A 24,955-nucleotide genomic window follows, 5' to 3' on the forward strand; every position below is an offset into this window, starting at 1 on the left:
TATTTGTCCGCCTGATTAATAAGTATCTCTGGGCGCCGGGATACGCGCCCATCAGTTTCACCTCATCACATAAGGAAGACGATTATGGCTACTCCTCATATCGCCGCGAATCCCGGCGACTTTGCAGATACTGTCCTGATGCCCGGCGACCCGCTCAGAGCCAAACACATTGCGGAGACATACCTGGCGAACCCCGTGTTGGTGAACGACGTGCGCGGCATGCTGGGTTACACCGGCGAGTATCGTGGGCGTATGCTTTCAGTCATGGGGTCGGGCATGGGCGTGCCCTCCATTTCCATCTACGCCCATGAGCTGTTTACTCAGTTCAACGTGAAAAATATCGTTCGCATCGGCTCCTGCGGTTCCATTCGCGATGAAGTGAAAGTGCGGGATATCGTCATCGGAATGGGCGCCGGCACGGACTCCCTGGTGAACCGGGTGCGCCTGAATCATTATGATTTCGCCGCCATTGCTGACTACGACCTGCTGGAGCCGGTGGTTAACGCCGCCCGCCGCCGGGAAGCGCGCTTTCACGTCGGCGCCTTGTTCACCACCGACTTGTTCTATGCCGCTGACCCCGGCTTAACAGAGCGTCTCTCCGCCCACGGCGTCAAAGCGGTGGAAATGGAGGCCGCCGGTCTTTACGGCGTCGCTGCGGAATGCGGCGGCAAAGCCCTGGCGCTCTGCACGGTCAGCGATCATCTGCTGAGCGGCGAAAGACTGTCCCCGGAAGAGCGACGCACCAGCTTCAACGACATGGTGGAAATCGCCCTGGAAGCGGCGGTTGGGTTTTAGCCTTCTCGCCCGCGCTCTTAATATTAATCAGGCAGACAAATAGCTTCCTTCTATTTGTCTGCAACGACAGGGCCTGACTGATAATAGGACACCCACTTTTTTGTATGACCGTCTTCGCACACCTTAGCAGGACATCCATCTTTATGACGCAACGGGACCCCCTGGTTGGCGGGGGTCCAGCTCAAACGTTAACAGGACACCCATCCTAACGGCCTGATTATTGGCTGGCAAAAGGACTTGTGCATAACTTGCACATAAATGCTCTGCGGGTTTCAACAACCCCCTTCCTTCTGCTAAACAGAGAGGTAGCAGACAAGGAGGGAGAGCCGCATTCATGCTGAAATCGCTGAACTTTAAACATCTTTATTACTTCTGGGTGATCGCCAGGGAAGGATCGTTAGTCGCCGCCAGTAAAGAGCTTAACCTGGCGCCGCAGACGCTCAGTGGGCAGCTGTCTTCCCTTGAGGAGTCCCTGGGCGGCTTATTGTTCAATCGTAAGGGGCGGCGCATGACGTTGACCCAGCTTGGCCGTCTGGTGCTCAGTTACGCCGATGACATGTTCCGGGTCGCCGGCGAGCTGCAACAGGTCGCGCTGCTAGTGACCAGCGGGCGCTCCATCAGTCTGGCGGTGGGTATTTCCGCTTCGATTCATAAACTGTTCGCCTATCGCATGCTGGAGCCAGCCCTGCATCTGGATCGGGAAGTGAAGCTCTCGTGTCGCTCGGGGACCGTCGAGCATCTGGTGCAGGAATTGCTGAGTTATCGCCTGGATATTGTGCTGGCGGATCGACTGCCGCCTCTGCAGCGGGACAGCCAGACCCACTGGCGCGAACTGGAAAGCTCCAGCATCAGTTTATTCGCCAAGCCGGATCTGGCGCGTGTCTTACGCAAAAATTTCCCGCTTAGCTTAGATGGACAGCCATTCTTGGCGACCACTCTGGAGTCGCCGTATTTTCAGCAGTTGATGAGGTGGCTAGGGGAGCATGGGGTTAAACCTGTGATTAAAGCGGAAATAGACGATAGCGCACTGCTCAAAGTATTTGGCGCTCGCGGCCTGGGCGTATTCGCCGCCCCAACGGTTATCCGCGACGAAGTGTTGCGGCAGTATCAGGTGGAGTTGGTGGGCAGCATCGAAGCGGTGACGGAGCGACTCTACGCGGTCACCCGCAGTGTCCGTTCCGGTAACCCGGCCATTGAAGCGATCTGTATGCGGCATACGGCGTTCTGAATCATTTAAGTCGTTCAGGCATCGGAAAAACCGTAGCAAACCGACGTTTAAATCTGCTTTTATCGATCCAGATGCTTTGTCAGACTGAAACTGAAGCAAGCAACAGGGAGACGCTACGATGAAAGCTATCCACAAATACCGACTGGAAGGACCGCAAACCGCCAATCGAATCAAGTTGAAGGAGGGCGCGCGTATTGTCCGATCTGAGTATCTGGTGACGGAGAAAGCCGTGTTTATCTGGGTGGAGGAGCCCTTGGCGGTAGAGATTCCCTCGCAACCCCGACTGTTTTACGTGGTGATGTCCGGTGAGCCGGTGCCGGAGGATTACTGTTATCTGGACACCGCGCTCGACCCATTTGGCCCGGAGGCCTATCACGTTTTTGAAGCGCCCGAGGAGGAGCTTAACCTCAGCGCAGCCTGATGAGGCTTTGTGAATGACGTTTCACTTGCGGCGGCGGGGTTGGCAGTCTGGAGCTGCATGTGGCGAACACTTTCATAACAAAATTGAATGTCGTAGTCTGGGCCGGATTACTTAACTATCTGTTTTTAATAGGCTACTTTATGAAAGAACTATACGTTGTCACCCATGCTGAGTCCCGGCATCACGTTGATAACCTGGTTGGCGGTTGGTACAACTCTGAATTAACTGAACAAGGTCTTAAGGACGCTGAGGCGCTGGGACATCGCTTGCAACAATGGGGCGCGCAGAAGGCGGATATCTATTCATCGGACTTGAAGCGAGCGGCGCAAACCGCAGAGCGCATCGCTGCAGCGATTAACTCAACCGTTGTGCTGAGCCCGCAACTGAGAGAAATGTCCTACGGAGTGGCTGAAGGACGTCCGCAGCAGTGGTTGGACGAGAGAATCGTTCCTGTTGCGGAAAACAATCGCCTGGATCATGCCGTCATTGAAGGCGGAGAAACCAAAAGAGCATTCGTCTCCCGCATCTTTAATTTTCTCGACAACCTGACCCTGGCGGACAAAACCATCATTTCCACCCACGCCTACGCCGCCACCTTCGTTATCGCCTGGTGGATCAAGATGCCGCTGGAATCCGTTGGCTATGTCAATTTCAATATCAAATCCGCCAAAGTCAGCAAGCTGATCGAAGATGACCTGTTCAAGAATCGAACGGTGGCGTTCCTCAATGGATGAGAAACCTTAGCAGGACACCCATCTTTAAAACGCTGAAAGCCAGTGCCTAGCTGCGCTGGTTTCTTGAGAAGCAGTGATTCTTTAGTTCTAGAATGTGAATTAATAAGTCTCTATACTTTGTTGAATATAAACAAATTAATGCCTGCCTTTATCAGGCGGTTGCGTCGAAAACGCCCTTCAGGTCATATGTCGTTCTAACCAGGACACCCACACTTTCAACGGCGGCAATTCGAACTCTTCCGCCTTACCCAATTCGTCCAGTTCCCGTAATCGAATGGCGTCGCGAGAAGCGGGATCGGCTTCAAACTCACGGCATTGTTGCGATGTGAACGGGCCGCCTTGTTGCGCCAGGGTAGCCTTGCTGGCGGTGGATAGACCTTCCGCGTATTCAGGCCGGGTGGCCACCAGATAACGCTTCGCCTGTACATGCAGGGCAATAGGCCTGACCAGACTTTCCGGCAGCCTGTGTTCACGCAGCCAGGACTCCGCCAGACTGTCGTGATGGACATAACCCCATCGGTCGCGACCTGGCAAATTGCGATCTTCAGCCAGTAAATGCCCGATATCGTGCAGAAAGGCGGCGCCGATCAATGCAGTAGAGCCGCCCTGGCGTTGCGCCCACCACCCGCATTGCGCCATATGCTCGTATTGTGTGCAGTGTTCGCCGTAGTTCCTGTGTCCATACAGGTCGAACAGGCGCTCCAGTTCCGCCAGAAATTGAGAGCTAGCCATGATTACGCCTTTTCATCTCGCAGCGACAGAATTTCCCAGCCCCGCTCGACGGCGATGCGGCGCAATACCGGGTCGGGGTCCACGGCGACCGGACGACGCACGGCTTCCAGCAGCGGCAGATCATTATGTGAGTCGCTGTAAAAAGCGGCGTCTTGATAATCCCAGCCATGCTGCGCCGCCCAAGCCTGCACCCGGGTCACTTTGCCTTCTCTAAAAGTGGGTGTCCCGATAAGAGAGCCGGTGATTACGCCGTCCCGGATCTCGATATCCACCGCCAGCACATGGGGCGCGCCGAGTCGCTCGGCGATAGGCGCCACCAGATGCGCGCCGGTGGCGGATACAATAGCGATCTCGTCGCCGGCGCGGCGATGTTCATCCAACAGGGCGAGTGCGCGGGCGGGAATCATGGCGTTAATGTGGGTGTCCACATAAGCGCGGATCAGCGTTTGCAGTTGCGTCGGCGGCAGTCCCACCAGCGGCGCCAGGGTGTAAGACATGTAGGCGTTGAAGTCCAGAGCGCCGGCTTCGTAGTCATCCATAAAGGCTTGGTTGCGCTGTAGAAAATTGTGCGGCGTGGGAATTTCGTCCTGGGCGGTGAGAAATTCCGAGAACGCCTGGGCGCTGTCGCCGGCCAGAAGAGTGTTGTCGAGATCAAAAAGCGCTAAGGACATAGAGCAAACCTGAAGTCATAAATCATTTAGAAACAGTTAATTATCCGGAAACCTTGCCTTCCCGCGCCAACGCGCAGCGCAGTCGAAAAACGGGATCAAAGGGATCGGTCTCCTGGGTGTTAAAACGAGTGGGGGCGTACAGCTCAGCGTTGGTGAAAGGCGTGACGCCGCTGATCAGTTCGGCGATCAAACGGCCAAAGCCGCCGGACGCGCCAACGCCGCCGCCACAGCATCCGGACGCCAGCCATAGTCCAGGGAGACTCAGCGCTCCGATCAGAAAACGACCATCCGGGGTGTAGCTGGATACGCCGCTGACGTAGGCGGCGATTCTTAATTCGTCCAACAGGGGTAGCCAACGCTGGAGATCCTCGTAGCCGTCTTCCAGCGAGGCCACGCCATCGCTGTCCTGATCAAAACTAAAACGATGGATGTCCTCTGGTAGTTGCTCAGGCGAGCAATGCACACGCTGACGGTCGCGCAGCCCGAATAACAGGCCGCCAACTTCCGGCCGCGCGTATGCGTTAGCGTCCGGCAGCACCAGGACCGGCGTGTCCGGCTGGATGCGCGCGTCCGGGGCGGAGATCCAGTACTGGCTGCGCACCGGCGCCATGGCGGGCGCCAGACCCAGCGGACGTAATAACAACGCGCTCCAGGGGCCGCCTGTAACGACAATTTGTCGCGAGTGATAGGTCGCGCCGTCAGCGCTGCGTACGCCAGAGGCGCCCTGACTGTCAGTGAGAATCTCCGTCGCTTCCGTATCGAGCTGCAAGGTTGCGCCGCGACGCCGCGCCTGACGCAAGTAGGCGCTGGCCAAACGATAAGGATCGATATAACCGTCTTCTGGAACAAATACCGTGACAGCGTCCTGCGGCGCTTGCAGCCAGGGCAGACGCTTGCGCAAATCGTGGGTGTCCAGATAGTGGACGTTACGTCGGCGTACGCTGGTTTCCTCCGCCAGCGCGTGAAGCTTGGCGATGGCGTTTGCGCTGACGCCTGCGTGCAAACTGCCGCAGGCGCGCAGGTCCAGGTCTTCTTTCAGGTCGGTTTGCAGGCGTTCAATCGCCCGCCAGGTTTCGTCGACCATATCCAGAGCGGTGGCGTCGCCGCGGGCTCGCCCCAGCAGGGCGGCGGCCTGACTGGTAGTGGCGCTGGCGGGCTGGAGACGGTCCAGCAGCAAGACTTTCTGTCCCTGTGCGCTCAAATAGTCGGCGCTGGCGCATCCGAGGATGCCTGCGCCGATGACAATGACGTCAAAATGTCGATTTATTGTGCTCATCATCTTTCATCAATCACGTTAACAGAGCTTACCCAAGCGCCACGGCGACCAGCCCGCATACGGTGGTGAAGACGCCTGCGACTTTGGGGGGATAGAGTTTCTCCTTGAATCCCACCACCGCCATCAGCACGCCCAAGGGAATGCTGACCTGACGAAACGCCACCACATAGCTGACGTTGCTGGCGAACGCCATAGCCAGAATCACCAGTGCGTAGGCCCCGGTCATAAACGCAGCAGTCCCTATGCATCTCACCAAAGAATGACGCAGTAACGGCTTTAGACGTTCCCGTTCTTTGCTGACTACGGCGATTAACAAGGACATCCACAACGCAGCGCTCAGGCACTGCAGGGTGACGTAGACCAGCGACACCTGCAGCGGGTCGGCCCAGGGGCGTGCGCTGATGGGGTCGACCAGCTCGCGCATCTGCGCCGTGGCGGCGTCATCCACTATGGAATACCCGGCAGTGGCGAACGCCGCCAGCAACGCGAAGGCGGTGGTGCGGTTGCCGTAGTTGGACCAGCGCAGATCGCTGAAACGGGTCATGGGGATAAACAGACACCCACCCACGATCAACGCCACGCCAATGATCGCCTGTGTGCTGATGCTGTCGCGCTGGCCGAGGGCGAAGGCGGTCAGGCAGACGATAATCAACGGCGACGAGCGCGCGATCGGGTAAGCGATAGACATCTCTCCCGCCTGGTAAGCCGCCGCCAATGCGCTTAAATAAACCGCCTGGAACAGTCCGGTGGCCAGCAACAGCAGCAGAATTTGCGTGTCGAAAGCGGCGATCAGCTCGGTATGCAGGGCCAGAATCGGCGCGAACAGCAGAAAACCGAACAAGGTCACCAGAAAGAAAAACGCGATACTCGGGCTGGACTTCTTACCGTAGAAGTTCCAGCCAGCGTGGGCGACAGCGGAAATCAGCACCAGAACCAAAGCCGTCCATGTCACCGCAGGGAAACTCCCGCCGCGGTGAGGGTGACGCCCGCCAGACCGGTGGTGTCCGGGCCGTGGCCTTGCGCCAGCCAACGTTCGATATACTCTACGGCGGCGGGCAGGTCCGCGACGCTGCCGATAATGACGTGCGCGCCGCCGCGACGAAAGCGCTCCTGCGCCTGCTCGCGAAGCACGGTTTTACTGGCGCTGTCCAAGGCGGTCCAGTCTTCCTGGCTGAGTCCGACTTCATTGCCGGAGGTGGTGACGCCGACGGTCCACATGCCTGCGGCCAGGCCTTCTTCAATGCCGGGCAGGGTGTCGTCGACTTTGATGCAGGCGCGCACGTCGCCAACGCCTAACTCCAATGCGTTCTTGAGGCTCATATGCGGGTAGGGGCGACCTTTGGGCACGTCCGTCGCGCACACGTTGCTGGCGGGACGATAGCCCTGAGCCGCGGCGATATCCGTCAGAACGTCCAGCATGTCACGGTTATAGCCGGTGTTCGCGCCGATCTTGATATTGCGCCGCTCCAGCCAGGCGACAGTTTCCATCAGGCCGGGGACGGGGCGGGCGCATTCGCGAATAGCTTCGATCTGCATCGGCACGAAGGCGTGATACAGGCGCTCGATGTCCGCTTCGCTCGCCAGTGCGCCGTATTTTTCTCTCCAGGCTTCGCGCACGCGGGGCATATTCAGAATACGGGTGATGTGCTCGCGTTTTTCCGTCCCCATGGGCTCACGGGCTTCCGCTAGCGTGATGGGAATCTCCTGTTCCGCAAACAGGTTTTGAAAGGCGCGAATCGGCGCCATCGAGCCGAAATCATAGGTGGTGCCGGCCCAGTCGAAAATGACGGCTTCAATAGGGCCGCGGTAAAAACGTTGATAGGCGTAACTCATGACAGTGAGATCTCCATAGCGATAAGGGTGTCTTTGACGGCTTGCAGCAGGCGCGCGACTTCAGGTGTGTCGATTTTGCCGATGCAGCCGATGCGGAAGCTTTCGGTCTGGGTCAGTTTGCCGGGATAGATCACGAAGCCCCGCTGCTTCAGTTCTTGATAGAAGCGTTTGAAATCAAAATTGGGATCGGCGGGCGATAAGAAGGTGACGATGACCGGCGAAAGCCAGCGTTCTTCCAGCAGTGTCTGAAAACCCAACTGACGCATACCCGCGACGAGTTGATCGCGATTGCGGGTGTAGCGGGCCAGTCGCGCCGGCGCGTCGCCTTCTTCTTCATACTCCCGCAACGCCTGAGCGAAGGCCGCCACGGTGTGTGTGGGCGGGGTGTAGCGCCATTGTCCGGTTTTCTCCATATAGGCCCACTGGTCATGCAGATCCATGCTCAGGGAATGGGCGTTGCCTTTGGCCTGTTCCAGCAGGTCCCGGCGAATCAACGCGAAGCCAAAGCCTGGGACGCCTTCGAAACACTTGTTGGCGGAGGAGATCAGCGCGGCGTAGCCCAGCTTTTTGGCGTCGGCGGGCAGGGCGCCGAAAGCGCTCATGGAGTCGATGATCAACTTGCGTCCGGCGCCGTTAACCACTTCCGCAATCGCTTCCACCGGATTCAATATCCCGGAGCTGGTCTCGCAGTGCACCACCGCCACGGTAGTGATGCTGGCGTCCTGACGCAGTAGCTCCGCCACTGCATTGGGGTCAGGAGGCAGATAGTCGCCGGTGTCGATGCAGACATAGGGGCGTTTAAGGTAGTCGCAGATGTTGGCGATGCGTTGCCCATAGGCTCCGTTCATCAGCACCAACAGCTTATCCTGCGGGCCAAGCAGAGTCCCCAGGGTCGCCTCTACCGCGAAAGTGCCGCTGCCCTGCAAGGGGACGCAAACATGGGTGTCCTGCGAATTGGCGACGGCCAGCAGCTTATCCCGCACTGTCTGGGTGACCTGGTTGAAGTCCTGATCCCAGGAACCCCAGTCATTCAGCATGGCTTCTTTAACCGTGCGGGAAGTGGTGATCGGGCCGGGGGTGAGCAGGTAATAGTTGGGTTGGTTCATGAATGAGCCCTCAAAAATCGAAAGAGAAAATCGTGCTGATCAATGGGCGGCCTTCAGGCGCAGCGCCATTTCTGGGTGCGCTTCAATAGCCGTCCGCCCAGCAGGGATTGCAGGAGTTTGGCCGCCAGACAAGTAACCATGATCATCACCGCCATCGCCGCGGCGGGCGCGATGTCGCCTGCGTCGTCCATATTCAGCACCGCCACGGACGCCAGCATGGTGTTGTGGGAATACAAAAAGATGACGGCGGACACGGTGGTCATGGCGTTGACGAACAAATAACCGCCGATCTCCAGTACCGCGGGCAGGCACACCGGCAACGACACGCGCCAGAACGTCAACCACTGGGGCGCCTTCAACGAGGCGGATACCGCTTCGAACTCCGGGTCGATCTGCTTCAGCGCGGTGACTGCAGTGAGATGGCAGACCGTGTAAAAGTGCGCGATGGTGCAAATCACCAGAATCGCCATGGTGGCGTACAGACCGTTCAAAGGGTTGGACGGCGCGTTGAAGAAAAAGATGTACGCCAGCCCCAGCGCCATGCCGGGTACCGCCAGCGGCAGGATGGCGATAAAGTGGAACAGGGCGCGCAAGGGGCGGAAGCCTTGCAGCTTCTCCACCAGATAGGCGTTGAAAAAGATGAAGATAGCGCCGAAAAATGCGGTATATGTCGCCATTCGTATGGAATTCCAGTAAGCCTCCCAACCGCCGCCGTCCATAAGATCGAACTGGTAGTTCTTCAGAGACAGAGACAAATTGTATGGCCAGAACGTCACCAGAGAGGCGTAGACCGCCATGGCGATGACGCCCAGGATCGTCACCGTCAGCAGTAGCATGAACAATGCGCAGCCTTTATCCGTCCAGGGACGACGGGGCGGCGTCCAGGGCGCAGCCTTAGAGGTCAACGCCGCGGATTGGCGTCGCTGCGCCCAGCGATCCGCCAGGAAGGTCAGGATCGCCGGCAGCAGTAAGATCACGCTCACCACCGCTCCCATCTGAAAGTTCTGCTGGCCAATTACTTGTTTATAGATATCCGTGGCGAGCATGTTGTACTGGCCGCCGATCACCTTGGGAACGCCGAAGTCAGTGATGACCAGGGTGAACACCACAAAGGCGGCGCTGATCAGGCCGTATTTGGCGCCGGGCAGGGTGACGGTGAAAAACGTGCGCATAGGCGATGCGCCCAGCGCGGAGGCGGATTCATAGAGGCGTCCGTCTGTGTTGGAGAGCGCCGTCACCAGAATCATCAGGGCGTGGGGAAAGGTCCAGAAGCAGGAGCCGATCACGATGCCGATCGGGCCATAGATGCTCTCGCCCAGCAACCATTCTTTGAGGACGCCCTGATTGCCGAACAGATACACCAGACTGATGGCGGGCAGTAAAGAAGGCGCCAGAATCGGCGCCGTCAGCGCCATGCGGAATAAGCCTTTGCCCGGCAAACGGGTGCGGGTCAGCGAGTAGGCGGCCAGAAACGCCATACTGGTCACAATTACGGTACTCAGTAATGCTATTGTCAGAGAATTGCCGATCGACGCCACTAGAGATGGCGTGTTCGAGTAAGCGATGAAGTTTTCCAGGCCGATAAAGTCGCCAGCCTTGTTTTGCAGGCTTTTGGACAGCAGCGCATACAAAGGCGCGGCGACCGCCGCCAATAACGCCAGCAGACCCAATAGCATGGCGCCGCCAAGGACCCATTCGTCGCGGCTGCGACGCAAACTGAAGGTGGGTGAAGCAATGCGGGAGCGGGCAGGTAACGTCATAGTCGCTCTGCTCATGACGCCTCCTCGAACAGGCGCAGGCGATCCCGGGGCAATTGGAATTCCACGGACTGGCCTTGACGCAGTCCCAGCTCCGCCATCTCATTCATGGAAATATCCGCCACCAGCACCGCGTCCTGGCTGTCCAAAGCGAGACGGGAGCGCACGCGGGAACCGAGAAACTGAATGTCCAGAACACTGCCGCTGAGCACGTTGTGGCGATCACCGTTGAGACGCAGACGAATGTCTTCGGGACGCACGGCGATTTTTACCGGCGCGGACTGCCTCATCTCCGCGGCGCGGTTGCATTGCAGCGTCACCGGGCCGGCGCGCAGGGCGTGATTGGCGTCGACGCGTCCGGGCAGAAAGTTCATCTCGCCCACAAACTCCGCCACAAAGGGCGTGCGGGGGTGGGTGTAGATTTCCTGGGGCGATCCCACCTGTTCGATACGACCATGATTCATCACGACAATGCGATCCGCCATGGTCAACGCTTCTTCCTGATCGTGGGTGACCATAATGGTGGTGACGCCAAGTCGCGCCTGCAGTTGTTTGATCTCCTGCCTTAAATGCGCGCGGACGCGGGCGTCCAGAGCGGATAAGGGCTCATCAAGCAAGAGCAGGCCAGGGGACGTGGCCAGCGCTCGCGCCAGGGCGACCCGCTGTTGCTGTCCGCCGGACAGTTGCGATGGATACTTGTCTTCACTGCCATCCAGGCCCACCACGCTCAGCAGCTCACGCACCCGCTGGCGTCGCTCATCCGCTTTCATCCCCTGAGACTTGAGGCCATAACCGACGTTATCCGCCACGGTCAGGTTAGGAAACAACGCGTAGGACTGGAAGACGATGCCGAAATCCCGCGCTTTCACCGGCGCGTGAGTGATGTCCCGCCCCCCCTGCGTCACTTGTCCCGCACTGAGGACATCCAACCCAGCGATAATACGCAACAGACTGGTCTTACCGCAGCCGGAAGGCCCCAGAAAGCAGACGAACTCGCCTTCCGTTACGGACAGCGAGACGGATTTCAGCGCCTGGAAATGGCCGAAGTATTGATCGATATCGGTCAACTGCAGATAAGGTGCGGGGGACTTGGACATCTCTTGTTACTCTTGTTCTGTCTATCAAAATTAAACCGGCGTCCGCTTAATGCTCTAAATGGACACCCATGTTAAGCCAGGTTCGCCAGCCGCCCTTCGACAGGCTCAGGACGAACGGCGGTGTTAAATGGACACCCACTTTTAATTCCAAGCTCACCCGTTCGCGCTGAGCTTGTCGAAGCGCTCTTGTGGGTGTCCTGATAACTTCCTGTCATCATCAAAGTTGTTAAACGGACACCCACTTCAGAACCCGTTTGCCGGCCGCCCTTCGACAGGCTCAGGACGAACGGTGATGTTAAATGGACACCCACTTTTAATCTCAGACTCACCCGTTCGCGCTGAGCTTGTCGAAGCGCTCTTATGGGTGTCCTAATAACTTCCGGCCATCATCAAAGTCATTAAACGGACACCCACTTTAGACCGGGTTTGTCGGCCGCCCTTCGACAGGCTCAGGACGAACGGGGAAGGGTGTTTAAAGTGGGTGTCCTGTTAGTGCTGATTACTTGGCTTCGCTTTTGCCGTCGAAGCGTTTTTGCCATTCCGCCAGGATGCGTTCGCGGTTGGCGGCGGCCCAGGTGAAGTTGTTGTCGATCATCAGGGCTTCGGCGTTTTCCGGAAAGTACTGCACCGGTTTGGCGACGCCGGGCATGGCGACGACGGCGTAGCCTTCGTTGTAGGTTTCATTGGCTTTGCGGGAGACGGTCCAGTCCACCAGGGTTTTGGCGGCGTCCATTTTCCTGGAGCCTTTCACGATAGCGGTGGCTTCCATGTCCCAGCCCAGGCCTTCCTGGGGGAAGATGATGTCCAGCGGCGCGCCGTCTTTCTTGGATTTTGCGGCGCGGAAGGCGAAGGAGATGCCGATGGGGGTTTCTCCGGCGGCGGCCATTTTGCAAGGCTTGGAGCCGGAATGAGTGTACCGGCTGATGTTCTGGTGCAGGTCGCTCATGTACTGCCAGCCTCTTTCTTCGCCGAACATTTGCAGCCAGCTGCTCACGTCCAGGAAGCCGGTGCCGGAGGAGTTGGGGTTAGGCATGATGATATGGCCCTGATATTCCGGCTTAGTCAGGTCTTTCCAGGACGTGGGTTTGGGCAGATTGAGTTTTTCTGCTTCCACGGTGTTGAAACACACTGCCGCCATCCAGGCGTCCATGCCAGTCCAGACCGGTTCCGCGCTGTTGTCGCGGAATTTGGGGGATAGGGCGTCATAGCCTTTGGGCTTGTAGGGCTGCAGCATGCCTTCGTCGTTAAGCAACATCAGGCTGGTGGCGGCCAGACCCCAGACCACGTCCGCCTGTGGGTTTTCTTTTTCCGCCAGCAGCTTGGCGGTGATGATGCCGGTGGAATCCCTCACCCAGTTGATCTTGATGTCTGGATGCTCTTCATTAAAGCGCGCTGCGTATTTCTTCAGGTCTTCCGCTTCGATCGCGGTATATACGGTCAATTCAGTGGTCGCCGCCTGGGCCGCCAGGGAACACAGAGCTGCGCCGGCCAGGACGCTCACACGCTTCAACAGATACTTCAACGTCATTTTCAGTCTCCTTGGTGAGGGATGGAGGTTGCTTCTGGTCTATACCAGAAGCAACGGTAGCGACTGAATGTTGCAGAAAGGTGACGTTTTGAAGAACTTTATGATTAACGTGGCGGGGATATCGACAGGCTGATAGTCCTGCGTGCGGTTAGATCAGGCGTCATTAACGTCGATCTGGATGGTCACGGCGTCATGACGCCAGTATTCGTAATCCAATTCCAGCACCCGCCCGGCGGCGTCGTAGTTGGTGCGCTCGATATGGAGGCCGGGCAGACCCGCCGCCGCGCCAAGTTCTCGGGCGGCGTCTTCCAGCAGGGCGGTGGATTTAAAAATCAGGTTCATGCTGTGATAGGCCTGCCCGTATTTGTTGCGCAACAGATGGGTCAGCGATTGCGACATGTCTTCTTTCTCAATACCGGGCAGCAGGGCGGTGTTGATATAAATGTGTTCGATCAACACGGGACGTCCATCGATAGAACGGCGGCGTTGCAAGAACAACAGGCGCGCGCCTTTGTCGACTTTCATCAGCTCCGCCATGCGCGCGTCCGCAGGATTGACGGTGACGCCGATCAGGTCGGTGCTGGGTTCAAAGCCCTGACTGGACACGTACTCAATAAAACTCTGCCGCCGCGCCGGGTTGTACACCACCGCCGGCGGCGAGACGAACCAGCCGCGGCGGTTCTGGCGATAGATCAATCCTTCGGCTTCCAGTGTCTGCAAACCCTGGCGCACGGTCATGCGGGTGAGATTGAAGCGCTCGCCGATATCCCGTTCCGAGGGCAGCTTCTCTCCGGGAAGGAGCGCCTGCTGGCGGATTAAATAACTGAAGTGCTGTTGCAGGTAGCGGTAATGGTTGTCGATCTGCTTTTCCATCAAAGGGTCTTCTGGTCTATTCCAAAAATAAGACAAGGCTATTGAAGCTATATGACGATTCTATGACGGACTGTCGAAGGCGAAGGCCGCTAACCGATGAGTCGACGTCGCTCCTTTTCTAATCCGGCGTTCCCGTCGCTTTGACCTTGTTTGCGAAGCTTAGCACGAATCCTGGGGCGGCCGTCGCAAACCGCGAACGAGGGTTTTCGAATGGAAAGAGGACCTTGCGGCCCCGGCGCTTTGTGGCATGACGTTTCCTTAGAGCTGGTTACAAAGGAGGTGCTTCACTCATTATTAATCCAAGATCCTCCGTGTGAGATAAGCTACTTGACTACTAGTAATTGATGAGGAACGCGCAAGCCTTGCAATATGGTTGCAAGAATTACCCATGGGACTGTCAGAGGCGGTTATAGGCTTTTTGAGTGATTACCCTCGCCATGGCTTTTGAGTATGTTGTGAAAGCGCTTGCATGGTCGCTTTCCCAATAAGCGCGCGCGATCAGCAATAATACAAAACTTAAATATAAAGCCGAAGAGTACGCCGCAAGCGCCTTCCATCCGACCAGCACGACAAACATGACCTTAAAAGGACAGGTGATAATTATGGCTATCAAGCTCAAACACATTGCATCGGCAGTCGCGCTGACCACCGCCATGACCGCCGCACCGGCGATGGCTGAATTCAAAGTTGTGGGATACTTTCCGACCTGGCAGGGAGACGTGAACAGTATTCCCTACGATAAAGTCACTCACATTAACTACTCATTCGTACTGCCCACCGCCAATGGCGGATTACAGCCCCTGGAAGGCGGGGAGCAGCGCCTGCGTACGCTGGTGCAGCGGGCGCGCGCCGCCGGGGTGAAAGTGCAGATTGCAGTGGGCGGATGGAATAACGGCGATGATTCCGCCTTCGTCGCGCTTTCCGGCAACAGCGGCAGTCGCGCCAACTTTATCCGCAATCTGATGAACATGGTGGACGCCTACGGCCTGGATGGTGTGGACCTGGATTGGGAATACCCGGAAGCCGGCGCCGAAGCCAATAACTTCAAAATCCTGATGCGGGAGCTGGGCTCAGCGCTGCATAGTCGGGGCAAGATACTCACCGCAGCGGTCACTGCAACGGACTTTCCTGGCAGTGTGGACGCGGACGTTATCAACAGCGTCGACTTCCTCAATCTGATGGTGTACGACCTGGGATATCCGCATTCCACCTACCAGCACGCGCAGAATGCGCTGACTCACTGGAAGTACAACGAAGGCCTGCCCCAGCACAAGGCGGTGTTGGGCGTGCCGTTTTATTCCCATAAAGACTGGGTGGCCTACAAAGACGTGATCGCCCGTTACGGCGCCGGGGCGGCGCAAAGAGATGACGCCGGCGGCCTCGACTATAACGGGCAGCCCACTATCCGGGCTAAGACTGAGCTGGCGCTGTCAGAAGCGGGCGGCGTCATGTTCTGGGAAATCTCCCAGGATACCCGTGACGATACCTCGTTGATGAAAACCATCTGGGAGACCGTGGATGGCGACACGCCCCCGAACCCGGGCGGAATCACCGTACAGGCGGAGAGCTACGCCTACATGAGCGGCGTACAGGTGGAGCCCACCACTGACGCGGGCGGCGGCCAGAATGTCGGCTATATCGACGCCAATGACTGGATGTCCTACCCGGCGGTGAACATTCCGCAAGCCGGAACTTACACCGTGGAATACCGGGTGGCGAGCCTGAACGGCGGCGGCAGACTGCAACTGGAGAAAGCCGGAGGCAGTCCTGTTTACGGCAGTGTGTCGATTCCCGCCACCGGAGCCTGGCAGAACTGGCGTACGGTGCAGCACAAAGTGAATCTGCCCGCCGGACCGCTGCAATTCGGCATCAAAGCGCTGTCCGGAGGCTGGAATATCAATTGGTTCAAAGTCAGCAAGAGCAATTAAGCCGGATAAATTCCGGGGTTTTTATAAAGACCCCTAAACCTTGCGCGAGCGGCCGGTGGCTGCTCGTTCTTTCATGTCGGACTGAATATACACCCGGTCGGTCGTGCCCATGCTGGCGTGGCCGAGGTCATCCGCCATGTGTTTGAGCGGGCGGTTGGCGATGTCCTGAGAGGCGCCGGTGTGACGCAACCAATGGGTGGTGGCTTTGCGCAGTTCTTTGGCGTCATTTTCGAAGCCGTCTTTCATCATACGGTGATAGGCCAGCTCAAAGGCCTCCCGCACCAAACGGGCGATCTGGCGACTGGTGAGCCCGCCGCCGCCGCGCATTTTCTGTAACAACGGCTCCTTATCGCCGGGGGAAGGCGACGCAGTGAGGCCGCGATGCTCGCGGTAGCGACGAATGTACTCCCACATGGCGCTGGAAACAGAGACATCGCGGATCTTCAGGCCTTTGCCGAAGGCTTTGAACCACCAGTTACCGTCATGATCCTTCCATACATGCTCCCACATGGGTGTCCATTTAGGGCGGTCGGAGAGTTCGGAGATACGCAGGTACAGTGATTTCAGGCAGGCGATAATGAAGATAGTACGCTCATAGTTCGGCTGCTCCGCGGCTTTTTCCTTCAGGGTCTCCAGCACATATTCCCATTGCAGCTCAGACAGGCGCTTGATCTGCTTCACCTGCGCATCTTTGATCAGATAGGGAGAGGCCTTGCGGATACCGGGGATAGGATTGCCGAGAACGATATCCTCCTGCACCAGGTGGTCATAAAACACGCTGATGGCGGAGTAGGCCAGGGCGGTGGCGCTGTTGCTCAAGCGGTAGCCTTTCTTTTCCGGCTGCAGAATGTCTTTCTTGTCCGATTTCTTGGGGGTTGTCCCGTCCTTCTCATCCTGCTTCGCTTCTCTCATGGACCTGGCGGTGTCCCGCATCACAAACGGACGCCACAGGGGGTTGCTGCGGAACATACCCTGTCCGCCGATATACTCAAAGCGCCGCACCGTCCCGGTTCCAATCCAGCCCGCTGGCGGCGCGTGTAGAAAATCGAAGTAATTCTCGATATGAGAACGGCGGAGCTGGGACACCGCTTTGCCTTCCACGGTCCAACTCCATAGCAGATAACGCTCCACCTCATTGCGGAAGCTGGTGAAGGTCTTCTCGCTTTTGCGGGAATAGCTTTTCAGAAAACGCTGGGCGCTGATGAAGTCTTCGTTCACGCCAGGGACGGTCTCTTTCAGCTTTGCAAGAAACTGTCTGCTGTCCGGGTAGTTATCCAGCATGGCGAGACCGAGAGGCAGCTTGACGAACTCGCGGTGGGCGTCAAAGAGGGGGAAAGCTGGAAAATCGGGGGCGGACATACGTTTGGCTGACAACTAAGCTGATTTATGTTTAATAAAAACAATAATATAAAAGTTATATTTAATGTGTTTTGTAACTTCTCGGCGAAAGAGTAACGCCACAAAATCGACGTTATTCTTTCATCACCTGCCACTCCACTTCCTGAATATCCAGGGTTCCCAGAGTAAGCTTGCACTTGGTGGACGGCTGGCCGCCATAACCACAGGCGGGAATCTTATAGGTCGCGCCATTGTCGTCCAGACGAAAGGCGGAGGCGGCCAGAAAACGAACGCCGGGATTGGCGGCGATGATATTCTCTTCCGCGCAATAAGTGGCCTTATCAGAATTGATATCTAGGAAAGTTCTAAGTTCGTTCACTAAGTCTTTGTATTCAGAGCCAGAAAGTCGATAAACGCTGACCAGCTTTTTGGACTTCGGGAGGATGCCCACCATCACCGCGCCGGTTTTATTGGGGTTGCTCTGCGCGCCCTTCGACATGGCTTTAGAGGTGGATTTAGTGCTCTTTTTATGGACGGTGACGAAGCCGTCATTCTCCGCGGCTTCCTGCTCCGCACTCTGAAAACTACGCGCCGCCAGCGTCATTTGGCGGTTGAGCTCCTCCCGTAACAGGCCTTTTTGCTCGCCAGACAGGCTGCTGAAGCCATTTTTCGGCGTGTAGGTCTTTAAGAATAGTTCTTCATCAAATGGCATAAATACTCCTTATCCATGCGCGGGATCAGTGATTGAATGGGCTTAAACGCCCTGATGGCAATGCTTGCTTTCGCGAGTTCGCGAGAAGGAAAGAGCAAGCATAGCGGAATGATCAGATGTCGACAATTGAATAATGGAAATTACTGCTTTATAAACAGATAGATAAGCAAGAAACTTAAAGTATAAATGAGATGCTGCCTACGCGATAGGATGCATCTCCATCAGCCTTGTTCTGTACAACTTATAAGCGTTTTCGTATTCCTCCACAGCTTCCTGTGTTGGCGACACGGCGGCGTCTTCATCCAGCTTCACAAAGCGCCGGCACAGGTCATGCAGACAGATGGCGTCGCCCTGGGCGCGTGCATCACACTAGGCCGCCTGAATCGCCCCGCCCAATGCTGCGCTTTCGCCAACCTGTGGACAAATGACGCGGGCGTTCATCATGTCCGCCACCATGTGGCGCCATAACCGGCTTTTCGAGCCGCCGCCGATCAATCTGATTTCCTGGCAATGGATGCCGGATGTCCGCAAAAGGTCCAGGCCGTAACGCAGCCCAAAGGTGACGCCTTCCAGCGCCGCGCGGCAAACATTAGCGGGTTGCAGGTTCTGCATGTTCAGGCCCAGTAAGCTGCCTGTCGCATCGGGAAGCGGCGGCACGCGCTCGCCATTGAGAAACGGCAGCAGGGTGACGCCCTGAGCGCCGATGGGCGCTTGCGCGGCTTCCTGGTTGAAACGGTCCAGGTCGTAGCCGAACAGACCCCGCACCTGGTTAACCACCGCCGTCAGATTCATGGTGCATATCAGGGGCAGCCAGCCGCCGCTGGAGGAGCAGAATGCCGCAAGGGATGGGTGTCCTTGCATTGGCGGCCGGTTTGAATGGGCGTATAGCGCGCCGGAAGTGCCCAGGCTGAGGGTCACCACGCCTTCATCTATATTGCCTGTGCCAATAGCGCCCATCATGTTGTCGCCGCCTCCGCTGGCCACCAACACGTTATCCGACAGTCCCAACAGGCGGGCGACGGCGGAGCTGACCTTGCCTACGGCCTGCTGCGCCTGCAGTAACGGCGGCAAGGCGCTGGTCAAACGCCCATCGGGGGCGATGAGTTCGAGGGCTTCCGGGACCCAGCGTCGAGTGCGGATATCGAAATACCCGGTTCCCGAGCTGTCGCCGTATTCGGCGGCGATCTCTCTGGTCAGCCAGTAGTTGAGGTAGTCATGAGGCAGCAGAATATGGGCGATGCGTTGAAAGGCGTCCGGTTCATGCTGACGCAGCCAGAGCAGCTTGGAGAGGGTGTAGCCGGTAGCGAGCGTCAGTCCCAGCAGTTCGAGAGAGCCTTGCTCCCCGCCCATCTGTTCTAATAATGCCGCGTTTTGCGGCGTGGTCTCCGTATCGCACCACAGCTTCGCCGGCCGAATCACCTCACCATGAGAGTCCAACGCCACCAGTCCGTGCTGTTGTCCGGATACGCCGATAGCGCGAATATGACGGCTGTCGATACCGGAGCGTTCAAGCGCCTGCCGGTAACTGTCGACGAAGGCCTGCGTCCACCACTCGGGATGCTGCTCGCGACGGCCATTGGCGTCGCTGATCAGCGCATGAGGCGCGTAGCCCTCTCCCAGGATGGTTTCTCGATCCGGGTCCAGCACCACCACCTTGGTTCCCTGAGTCCCACAATCCACGCCTACGTACATACCTGATTCTCCTCGGTTTCCGGCTGCAAGCCATTGAACGGCCACGGACAATATGACAGGGAGTGTAAGCTGAACCCGCCAACAATTGCGAATGCGCGACATGACTGGACGGCGGTTTGTTGGAGAGCCGCTTGTTGGATGGCGCTGCGCTTATCCAACCTACAAGAAACGAACAACCTATAACCAGGTTGGCCGGAAAAGCGCAGCGCCTTCCGACAGCGAAGGTCCGCTCACCACAGTGGTCCGTATAAATACTGAACGGTTCACGGGAATAGTTTCGCAGTTGGCCCCGCTCATTGCGTTTGCGCGAATGGGCGGCCTACCAAAGACGCTGGTTTGTTCTATGATTGAAGTGTCCGCCGTCGCATATAAACTGAACAACAGGTCAATTATTTGAGGTATGGCGTTATATGTTCTCAATCAAGAAAAATAAACAGCAACAACACGACGCCCACAATTTAGCCAAAGCTTTGCAAGCTGAGCTGGGCAGCATTTCCAACTTCTGCGCCACTATTTATTTCACACCTTCGGGGGAGATACTCGACGCCAGCAAACTGTTTCTGGCGAGTGTGGGGTATCAATTGGATGAGATAATCGGACGCCATCATCGACTTTTCTGTACGGACGACGTTATCAATACTGCGGAATATCGCCAGTTCTGGGCGGATCTGGCGAAAGGCGTTCCCCAGCGGGGGACGTTCAGACGCCGACACAAGAACGGTTCGGATGTGTGGCTGGAGGCGACCTATATTCCCATTGTTCAGGACGGACAAGTGGTGCGCGTAATGAAGGTGGCCAATGACGTCACTAAAGACCATGAGCAGTCGGCGGATAACCAGGCTTTGGTCAAGGCCATCGATCGCGCCAACGCGGTCATTGAGTTTAAGCCGGACGGGACAATACTGAACGCCAATAAAAACTTCGTCAGAGCCTTAGGCTATAGCGATCTGGAGGAGATCAAGGGCAAACATCATGAGATATTCTGCCCCGACGAGTTTTACCAGGAGAATCCCAACTTCTGGCGCGAGTTGGCTCACGGCGAAATCAAGAATGGCCTGTTCCGCCGCGTCAGCAAACAGGGGCGTTCAGTCTGGATAGAGGCCACTTACAATCCCGTGTTTGATCATCAGGGCAGGGTAGTCAAAATCACCAAGGTCGCCAGCGATGTAACGGAAAGAGTCGAGCGTCAGTTGGCGGTTCAGAAAGCCGCCGAAGTCGCCCACAGCACGTCCGTGGAAACCGCGCAGGTATCCCAGAAAGGCGCGCGTATTCTCAAGGAGAACATGGCCAACTCCGAGAAGATATCCACGGATATCGGACGTTCAGCCAAACTTGTCGAGGAATTGAACGAACAGTCCAGTCAGATCACCAATATCGTCACCACCATCAAATCCATCGCGGAACAAACCAACCTGTTGGCGCTCAATGCCGCCATCGAAGCCGCGCGGGCGGGAGAACACGGCAGAGGCTTCTCCGTAGTGGCGGATGAAGTTCGCTCTCTGGCGGGTAGAACCACCAAATCGACGGAGGAAATCAACCAGATGGTGGATCGCAATAACCAACTGGTGCTGCAGGCGGGGGACAGCATGGATAAGGTCACCAAACAAGCGGAGAAAAACGCCGACCTGATCGCAGAAGCCTCCAGAATTATCGACGAAATCTTCAAAGGCGCGGAATACGTCTCCCAAGTGGTGGGCGACCTGGTGGATAACTCCAGCGAATCTTAACCTGAAATTGCCTGCTTCGTTGCAGGGACAAACTGGGACGACCTTCGAGGGCCGCGTGAGGCGTGAAAAGTCATGGCGAATACAGATGACAAATGGGCGGCGGCGTCGAGCTATGACGCATTCATGGGGCGTTGGAGCCGACGCATCGCCGAAGATATGTGCATTGGCTGAATACGCCACCAGGGCTGCACTGGCTGGATATGGGTTGCGGCACGGGAGCGCTGACCCGTGCGATTTGCAATGTCGCTCAACCCGCCTCTGTCAGATGCGGCGACAGCGCACGATCCCGCCGCGAAAGAACTGGACGAAGGCTATCGTTTTCCTCTCTGTCATCACGAGAAACTCATCGAACTGTTCACCAAAACCGGCCTCGATGAACTCCAGTGCGAAACCGTGGAAATCCCAACCCTCTTCACCCACTTCGACGACTACTGGCTCCCCTTCCTAGGCGCAACCGGACCCGCACCCACTTACATCGCCTCCCTCACGGCCGATCTAAGAAACGCCATAGCGGACAAATTAAGAGAAATATTCCCCATACAACCAAATGGAACCATCCCACTCAAAGCAAAAGCCTGGGCGATCCGAGGTGTTGTGCATCGAGCCAGATAGGAGGTACATATTGAGTGTTGTAGGCTGGAAAAGCGCAGCGCCTTCCAACAAATGAGGTTACATTACATGGATTCAGCTGTCGGATGGCGCTACGCTTATCCAACCTACGTTTGCTTTACGATATCTCGTTCCACGGCGATGCTCGGCAGAAACAGTCAATCAAATAAGGAGTTTCCAATATGAGTTGCTACCCCTGGATGAATGCCGCTGATGAATAACTTACGCGGCTCTCGAATTGGCTCCCGGAAGAACTTAAACCTGGGGCGGTTAGAGTGTTTAAAGTTTGAGATTATTGAGTAGTTAATGGTTTTGATTAATGGGGGTGGTGTTTTATATAAAATATAGTTATTAAATATTGATGGTTGTAAGGCTTGAATGTTTAATTTTTTGGTTCCCTTTAATAATTTTAAGGTGTAAATGTGAAGAAGATAGATTTTGACAAAGCATTAGATATTTTTTTTGAGAAATTTATGGAGTTGAATCCAGCTGAAACCCTCCCTGAATGGTTTAAGGACTCTACTATGTATGGTGGTAGCATTGTTGAGGGAAGGTATTGGGAGCTTTCCTTTATGGCGCATTTGAAAAGTTCGCTTGGAGAAAATGAATGCTGGGAGAAAGACAAAGACGGGAGGTATCGCTTGGTGAGTTATCACCCTGATACGGGAGAAAAACGATATATAATATCCGGCGGTGGAGGCGAAGCTGTAAAACTTTTTACGTTAAGGATTGATATCAACTCAGGAGAAGTGTCGGATATAAGCCAAAGGAACTTTTCGGAAATAGATGGTGATGACTTATTGTCAACGAATTAATGATTATATGAATAGGTTGTTTCTCATGCATACAGATGGTGTTCAAATCTTTGTGCAAACAAATTCAGGGGGCGCTCCTGATTCGCAGCGAAAATTTATTTACTCACCTGTCGGATGGCGCTGCGCTTATCCGATCTACATTTAGTTTTTAATTGCGGCGTTTAGTCTGGAGACCTTGCCTAGAATATTATTTGGTTATGTCCAGGAGCATGTTCCTTGCGACTGGAATGGCATTAAATAATTAAAAATCTATTTCATGTAGGCTGAAATTTCCTCGTTCCACATCGCGAAAGAAAAGCTCTAGTACAACCTTAACTGTATGAAACGCAATGTTATCCATGGGAATATCGCTTTTTTTGAATAGTTGAACTTCTGAGCTTTCGCTAGTTGGATGGAAGCGGCTGTCTTTTAGCTTTGCGAGGTAAAAGATATTGACGTGATTTGCATGAGGCGAGTTTGTAATTGCGAAAAGTTTGTCGGCAGAGATTCTTGCCCCAGTCTCCTCAAAGGTCTCTCTCTCAGCTGCATGTCTCGTCGTTTCGCCGTTTTCCATAAAGCCTGCGGGGAGAGTCCAAAGCCCGGCCCGGGGTTCTATGGCCCTTTTGCAGAGTAGTACGGAATCTTCTTTGTAAACAATGCAACCAGAGACGATGTTAGGGTTTTGATAGTGGATAAAATTACATTTATCACAAACAAAGCGGCTGCGATTATCACCCTCAGGTAATCGCCATCTCATGGTCTCACCACACTGTGAGCAAAACTTAATCTCCATTACTTCATACCTGTTCGCGCAGAATCCCAGCGTTGAGTCTGATACTTCATTAGCATGCCTTTAAGTTCGTCTAGGCTGACGTGAGGAACCTTATACCCACATGTAACAGCTCTAGCAATCTGTTTTCATTGGTAAAGTTGCTATTTTTACCAGCTTGTGGGATTGCAGAGGCACGATCCTATCTCACCCATGCGCTCTCAGAGGCGATTAGAAACGCCAATAAGCACCTCCCGGTACCCGATTGCCTTTCAGCATTGGACTTTAAGGTAGGTTGGAAAAGCGCAGCGCCTTCCGACACCGGAGTTATGGGAGAGCAAGAAGCCGGATAGCGCTTCGCTGATCCGACTTACTCAACTGTTCCTACTGCTTTCTCCGCTTAGGCCAACACAGCCGTTGTAATTTCATACCAGGGGTAAAGTTGTTTGCCTTGTTCGGAGATGTCCTGGTAGGCGAGGGTGAGGGTTCCGCCGCTTACCCGGCCGATGACGGTGGCGCGGGCGATGTCGGTCATGTACTTGGCGGGTTCGGCTGGGCGGGCTCTGCGCATGAATGCGGGACCGGTGGTTCGCGCCGGGCGGGCGGGGACGGCGTCTTTGCGTCTTATGGAGCCATATTGAGTGATATTGCTGTTCGCATTGGAGCGTACGCCGGCGCCTTCCGCCCAGGCGTCCAGGGTCACTCCGGTGGCGCTTTGCAGGGGACACAGGAAGTCGCTGGTCTGGCGTAAGTCGGCGGGTATGTCGCTGTAGCCGCCATTGAGGTGAAACACTTCGCCCCGGTTGCGGTCAAAACCGACGGAGCAGCCGGACAGCGCGGCGGTGACGAACCAATAGTCGGCGCTGTCCCGGTTCAGCTTCAATTTGGTGACGCCGCCTTCCTCCCAGGGCAACCACTGAACGGTTCTGGAATTGGCGCCGTCGCCCAGCACAAAGTTGAAACGAAACGGCGATTCCGAAGCCACTATTTTGATGGCCCGTTGACCTTTCGAGGTGGAGCCGGGGATATCCACAAAATAGGGCGTGGTATACAAAGGCGTTGCATTTCTAAGTGAGCCCATCACTCTTTCCAGTTCACTCCACATAACTTCTCCTTTCTTTTTCCTTTTATCGATCAACGAAACACATTGTCCTGTTTTGTTGAGTGTAGTTAATTTCTAACGGCGATTAATGTCAGGCTCTAAATAATGCGATTTATGAGCCGCTCGCCAGTCAGTTATTCGCATTACTTTTTTTGTAGGGCGATGAAGAATCCGATAGCTGGGAAAGTGTCACCTAACCGTTTTGTATCAGTAGCATACTGGTCCTCTAAATT

At 55.9% G+C, this 24,955-nt stretch carries 23 protein-coding genes; 8 read left to right on the forward strand and 15 right to left on the reverse strand.

What is annotated here, in order from left to right:
* The first annotated feature begins 84 nt into the window (after nt 1-84).
* The 4 genes from deoD to HCH_RS13860 all read left to right on the forward strand — a co-directional run bounded on the left by deoD (nt 85) and on the right by HCH_RS13860 (nt 3,178).
* On the forward strand, nt 85-795 hold the full coding sequence (deoD, locus tag HCH_RS13845) for a purine-nucleoside phosphorylase (RefSeq protein ID WP_011396911.1): 711 nt from the start codon (nt 85-87) through the stop codon (nt 793-795).
* A gap of 334 nt (nt 796-1,129) precedes the next feature.
* Nucleotides 1,130-2,023: a LysR family transcriptional regulator gene (locus HCH_RS13850; RefSeq protein ID WP_011396912.1), complete on the forward strand. Its 894-nt coding sequence runs from the start codon at nt 1,130-1,132 to the stop codon at nt 2,021-2,023.
* Nucleotides 2,024-2,141: 118 nt separating this feature from the next.
* On the forward strand, nt 2,142-2,444 hold the full coding sequence (locus HCH_RS13855) for a DUF7352 domain-containing protein (protein WP_011396913.1): 303 nt from the start codon (nt 2,142-2,144) through the stop codon (nt 2,442-2,444).
* A 140-nt stretch (nt 2,445-2,584) separates the two neighbouring features.
* Nucleotides 2,585-3,178, forward strand: coding sequence for a histidine phosphatase family protein (locus tag HCH_RS13860; RefSeq protein WP_041599557.1), 594 nt, complete (start codon nt 2,585-2,587; stop codon nt 3,176-3,178).
* Nucleotides 3,179-3,355: 177 nt separating this feature from the next.
* Here HCH_RS13860 and HCH_RS13865 read toward each other — a convergent pair whose 3' ends face one another.
* From HCH_RS13865 to phnR, 10 genes are all read right to left on the reverse strand, one after another.
* Nucleotides 3,356-3,910: a phosphonate degradation HD-domain oxygenase gene (locus tag HCH_RS13865; RefSeq protein WP_011396915.1), complete on the reverse strand. Its 555-nt coding sequence runs from the start codon at nt 3,908-3,910 to the stop codon at nt 3,356-3,358.
* A gap of 2 nt (nt 3,911-3,912) precedes the next feature.
* Nucleotides 3,913-4,581: an HAD family hydrolase gene (locus HCH_RS13870; protein WP_011396916.1), complete on the reverse strand. Its 669-nt coding sequence runs from the start codon at nt 4,579-4,581 to the stop codon at nt 3,913-3,915.
* A 40-nt stretch (nt 4,582-4,621) separates the two neighbouring features.
* Nucleotides 4,622-5,857, reverse strand: a complete 1,236-nt coding sequence (locus HCH_RS13875) for an NAD(P)/FAD-dependent oxidoreductase (protein WP_041598653.1) — start codon at nt 5,855-5,857, stop codon at nt 4,622-4,624.
* A gap of 28 nt (nt 5,858-5,885) precedes the next feature.
* Nucleotides 5,886-6,809 (reverse strand): EamA family transporter, encoded by a 924-nt coding sequence (locus tag HCH_RS13880; RefSeq protein ID WP_011396918.1) that lies wholly within the window; start codon nt 6,807-6,809, stop codon nt 5,886-5,888.
* The gene (phnX, locus tag HCH_RS13885; protein WP_011396919.1) at nt 6,806-7,690 is read right to left on the reverse strand and encodes a phosphonoacetaldehyde hydrolase; all 885 of its coding nucleotides are present in this window, start codon (nt 7,688-7,690) and stop codon (nt 6,806-6,808) included. The genes HCH_RS13880 and phnX overlap by 4 nt, the downstream gene beginning before the upstream one ends.
* Nucleotides 7,687-8,796, reverse strand: coding sequence for a 2-aminoethylphosphonate aminotransferase (locus HCH_RS13890; RefSeq protein ID WP_011396920.1), 1,110 nt, complete (start codon nt 8,794-8,796; stop codon nt 7,687-7,689). The genes phnX and HCH_RS13890 overlap by 4 nt, the downstream gene beginning before the upstream one ends.
* 53 nt (nt 8,797-8,849) lie before the next feature.
* Nucleotides 8,850-10,571 carry a putative 2-aminoethylphosphonate ABC transporter permease subunit gene (locus HCH_RS13895; RefSeq protein WP_011396921.1) on the reverse strand — a complete coding sequence of 574 codons (1,722 nt, stop codon included), beginning with the start codon at nt 10,569-10,571 and terminating at the stop codon, nt 8,850-8,852.
* Complete coding sequence (locus tag HCH_RS13900; protein ID WP_011396922.1) at nt 10,568-11,650, reverse strand: putative 2-aminoethylphosphonate ABC transporter ATP-binding protein; 1,083 nt, start codon at nt 11,648-11,650, stop codon at nt 10,568-10,570. Before HCH_RS13900 ends, HCH_RS13895 begins: the two co-directional genes overlap by 4 nt.
* A gap of 499 nt (nt 11,651-12,149) precedes the next feature.
* Nucleotides 12,150-13,178 (reverse strand): putative 2-aminoethylphosphonate ABC transporter substrate-binding protein, encoded by a 1,029-nt coding sequence (locus HCH_RS13905; protein WP_011396923.1) that lies wholly within the window; start codon nt 13,176-13,178, stop codon nt 12,150-12,152.
* 153 nt (nt 13,179-13,331) lie between these two features.
* Entirely contained in the window at nt 13,332-14,051 is a 720-nt protein-coding gene (phnR, locus tag HCH_RS13910; RefSeq protein WP_011396924.1) for a phosphonate utilization transcriptional regulator PhnR, read from the reverse strand.
* Nucleotides 14,052-14,653: 602 nt separating this feature from the next.
* Here phnR and HCH_RS13920 point away from each other — a divergent pair.
* Nucleotides 14,654-15,979, forward strand: a complete 1,326-nt coding sequence (locus tag HCH_RS13920; RefSeq protein WP_011396926.1) for a glycosyl hydrolase family 18 protein — start codon at nt 14,654-14,656, stop codon at nt 15,977-15,979.
* A 33-nt stretch (nt 15,980-16,012) separates the two neighbouring features.
* Here the strand turns inward: HCH_RS13920 and HCH_RS13925 are convergent, their stop codons facing one another.
* The 3 genes from HCH_RS13925 to xylB form a co-directional block, all read right to left on the reverse strand.
* On the reverse strand, nt 16,013-17,338 hold the full coding sequence (locus HCH_RS13925) for a tyrosine-type recombinase/integrase (protein ID WP_011396927.1): 1,326 nt from the start codon (nt 17,336-17,338) through the stop codon (nt 16,013-16,015).
* A 112-nt stretch (nt 17,339-17,450) separates the two neighbouring features.
* Nucleotides 17,451-18,029: a hypothetical protein gene (locus HCH_RS13930; protein WP_011396928.1), complete on the reverse strand. Its 579-nt coding sequence runs from the start codon at nt 18,027-18,029 to the stop codon at nt 17,451-17,453.
* Nucleotides 18,030-18,398: 369 nt separating this feature from the next.
* Entirely contained in the window at nt 18,399-19,721 is a 1,323-nt protein-coding gene (gene xylB / locus HCH_RS13935) for a xylulokinase (RefSeq protein WP_011396930.1), read from the reverse strand.
* 410 nt (nt 19,722-20,131) lie between these two features.
* Between xylB and HCH_RS35020 the strand changes: the two genes are divergently transcribed.
* From HCH_RS35020 to HCH_RS13950, 3 genes are all read left to right on the forward strand, one after another.
* Nucleotides 20,132-21,448 carry a methyl-accepting chemotaxis protein gene (locus tag HCH_RS35020; protein ID WP_011396931.1) on the forward strand — a complete coding sequence of 439 codons (1,317 nt, stop codon included), beginning with the start codon at nt 20,132-20,134 and terminating at the stop codon, nt 21,446-21,448.
* A 228-nt stretch (nt 21,449-21,676) separates the two neighbouring features.
* Nucleotides 21,677-22,060 (forward strand): hypothetical protein, encoded by a 384-nt coding sequence (locus HCH_RS13945; protein ID WP_202945310.1) that lies wholly within the window; start codon nt 21,677-21,679, stop codon nt 22,058-22,060.
* Nucleotides 22,061-22,479: 419 nt separating this feature from the next.
* Nucleotides 22,480-22,872 (forward strand): hypothetical protein, encoded by a 393-nt coding sequence (locus HCH_RS13950; RefSeq protein WP_011396934.1) that lies wholly within the window; start codon nt 22,480-22,482, stop codon nt 22,870-22,872.
* 241 nt (nt 22,873-23,113) lie between these two features.
* On the opposite strand, the gene HCH_RS13955 is transcribed toward HCH_RS13950, so the two are convergent.
* Nucleotides 23,114-23,638 carry an NUDIX hydrolase gene (locus tag HCH_RS13955; protein ID WP_041599559.1) on the reverse strand — a complete coding sequence of 175 codons (525 nt, stop codon included), beginning with the start codon at nt 23,636-23,638 and terminating at the stop codon, nt 23,114-23,116.
* 382 nt (nt 23,639-24,020) lie between these two features.
* Complete coding sequence (locus tag HCH_RS13960; protein WP_011396937.1) at nt 24,021-24,725, reverse strand: hypothetical protein; 705 nt, start codon at nt 24,723-24,725, stop codon at nt 24,021-24,023.
* Nucleotides 24,726-24,955 lie beyond the last annotated feature (230 nt).

Origin of the sequence: Hahella chejuensis KCTC 2396 (assembly GCF_000012985.1) — a bacterium.
GTDB classification, from domain to species: domain Bacteria; phylum Pseudomonadota; class Gammaproteobacteria; order Pseudomonadales; family Oleiphilaceae; genus Hahella; species Hahella chejuensis.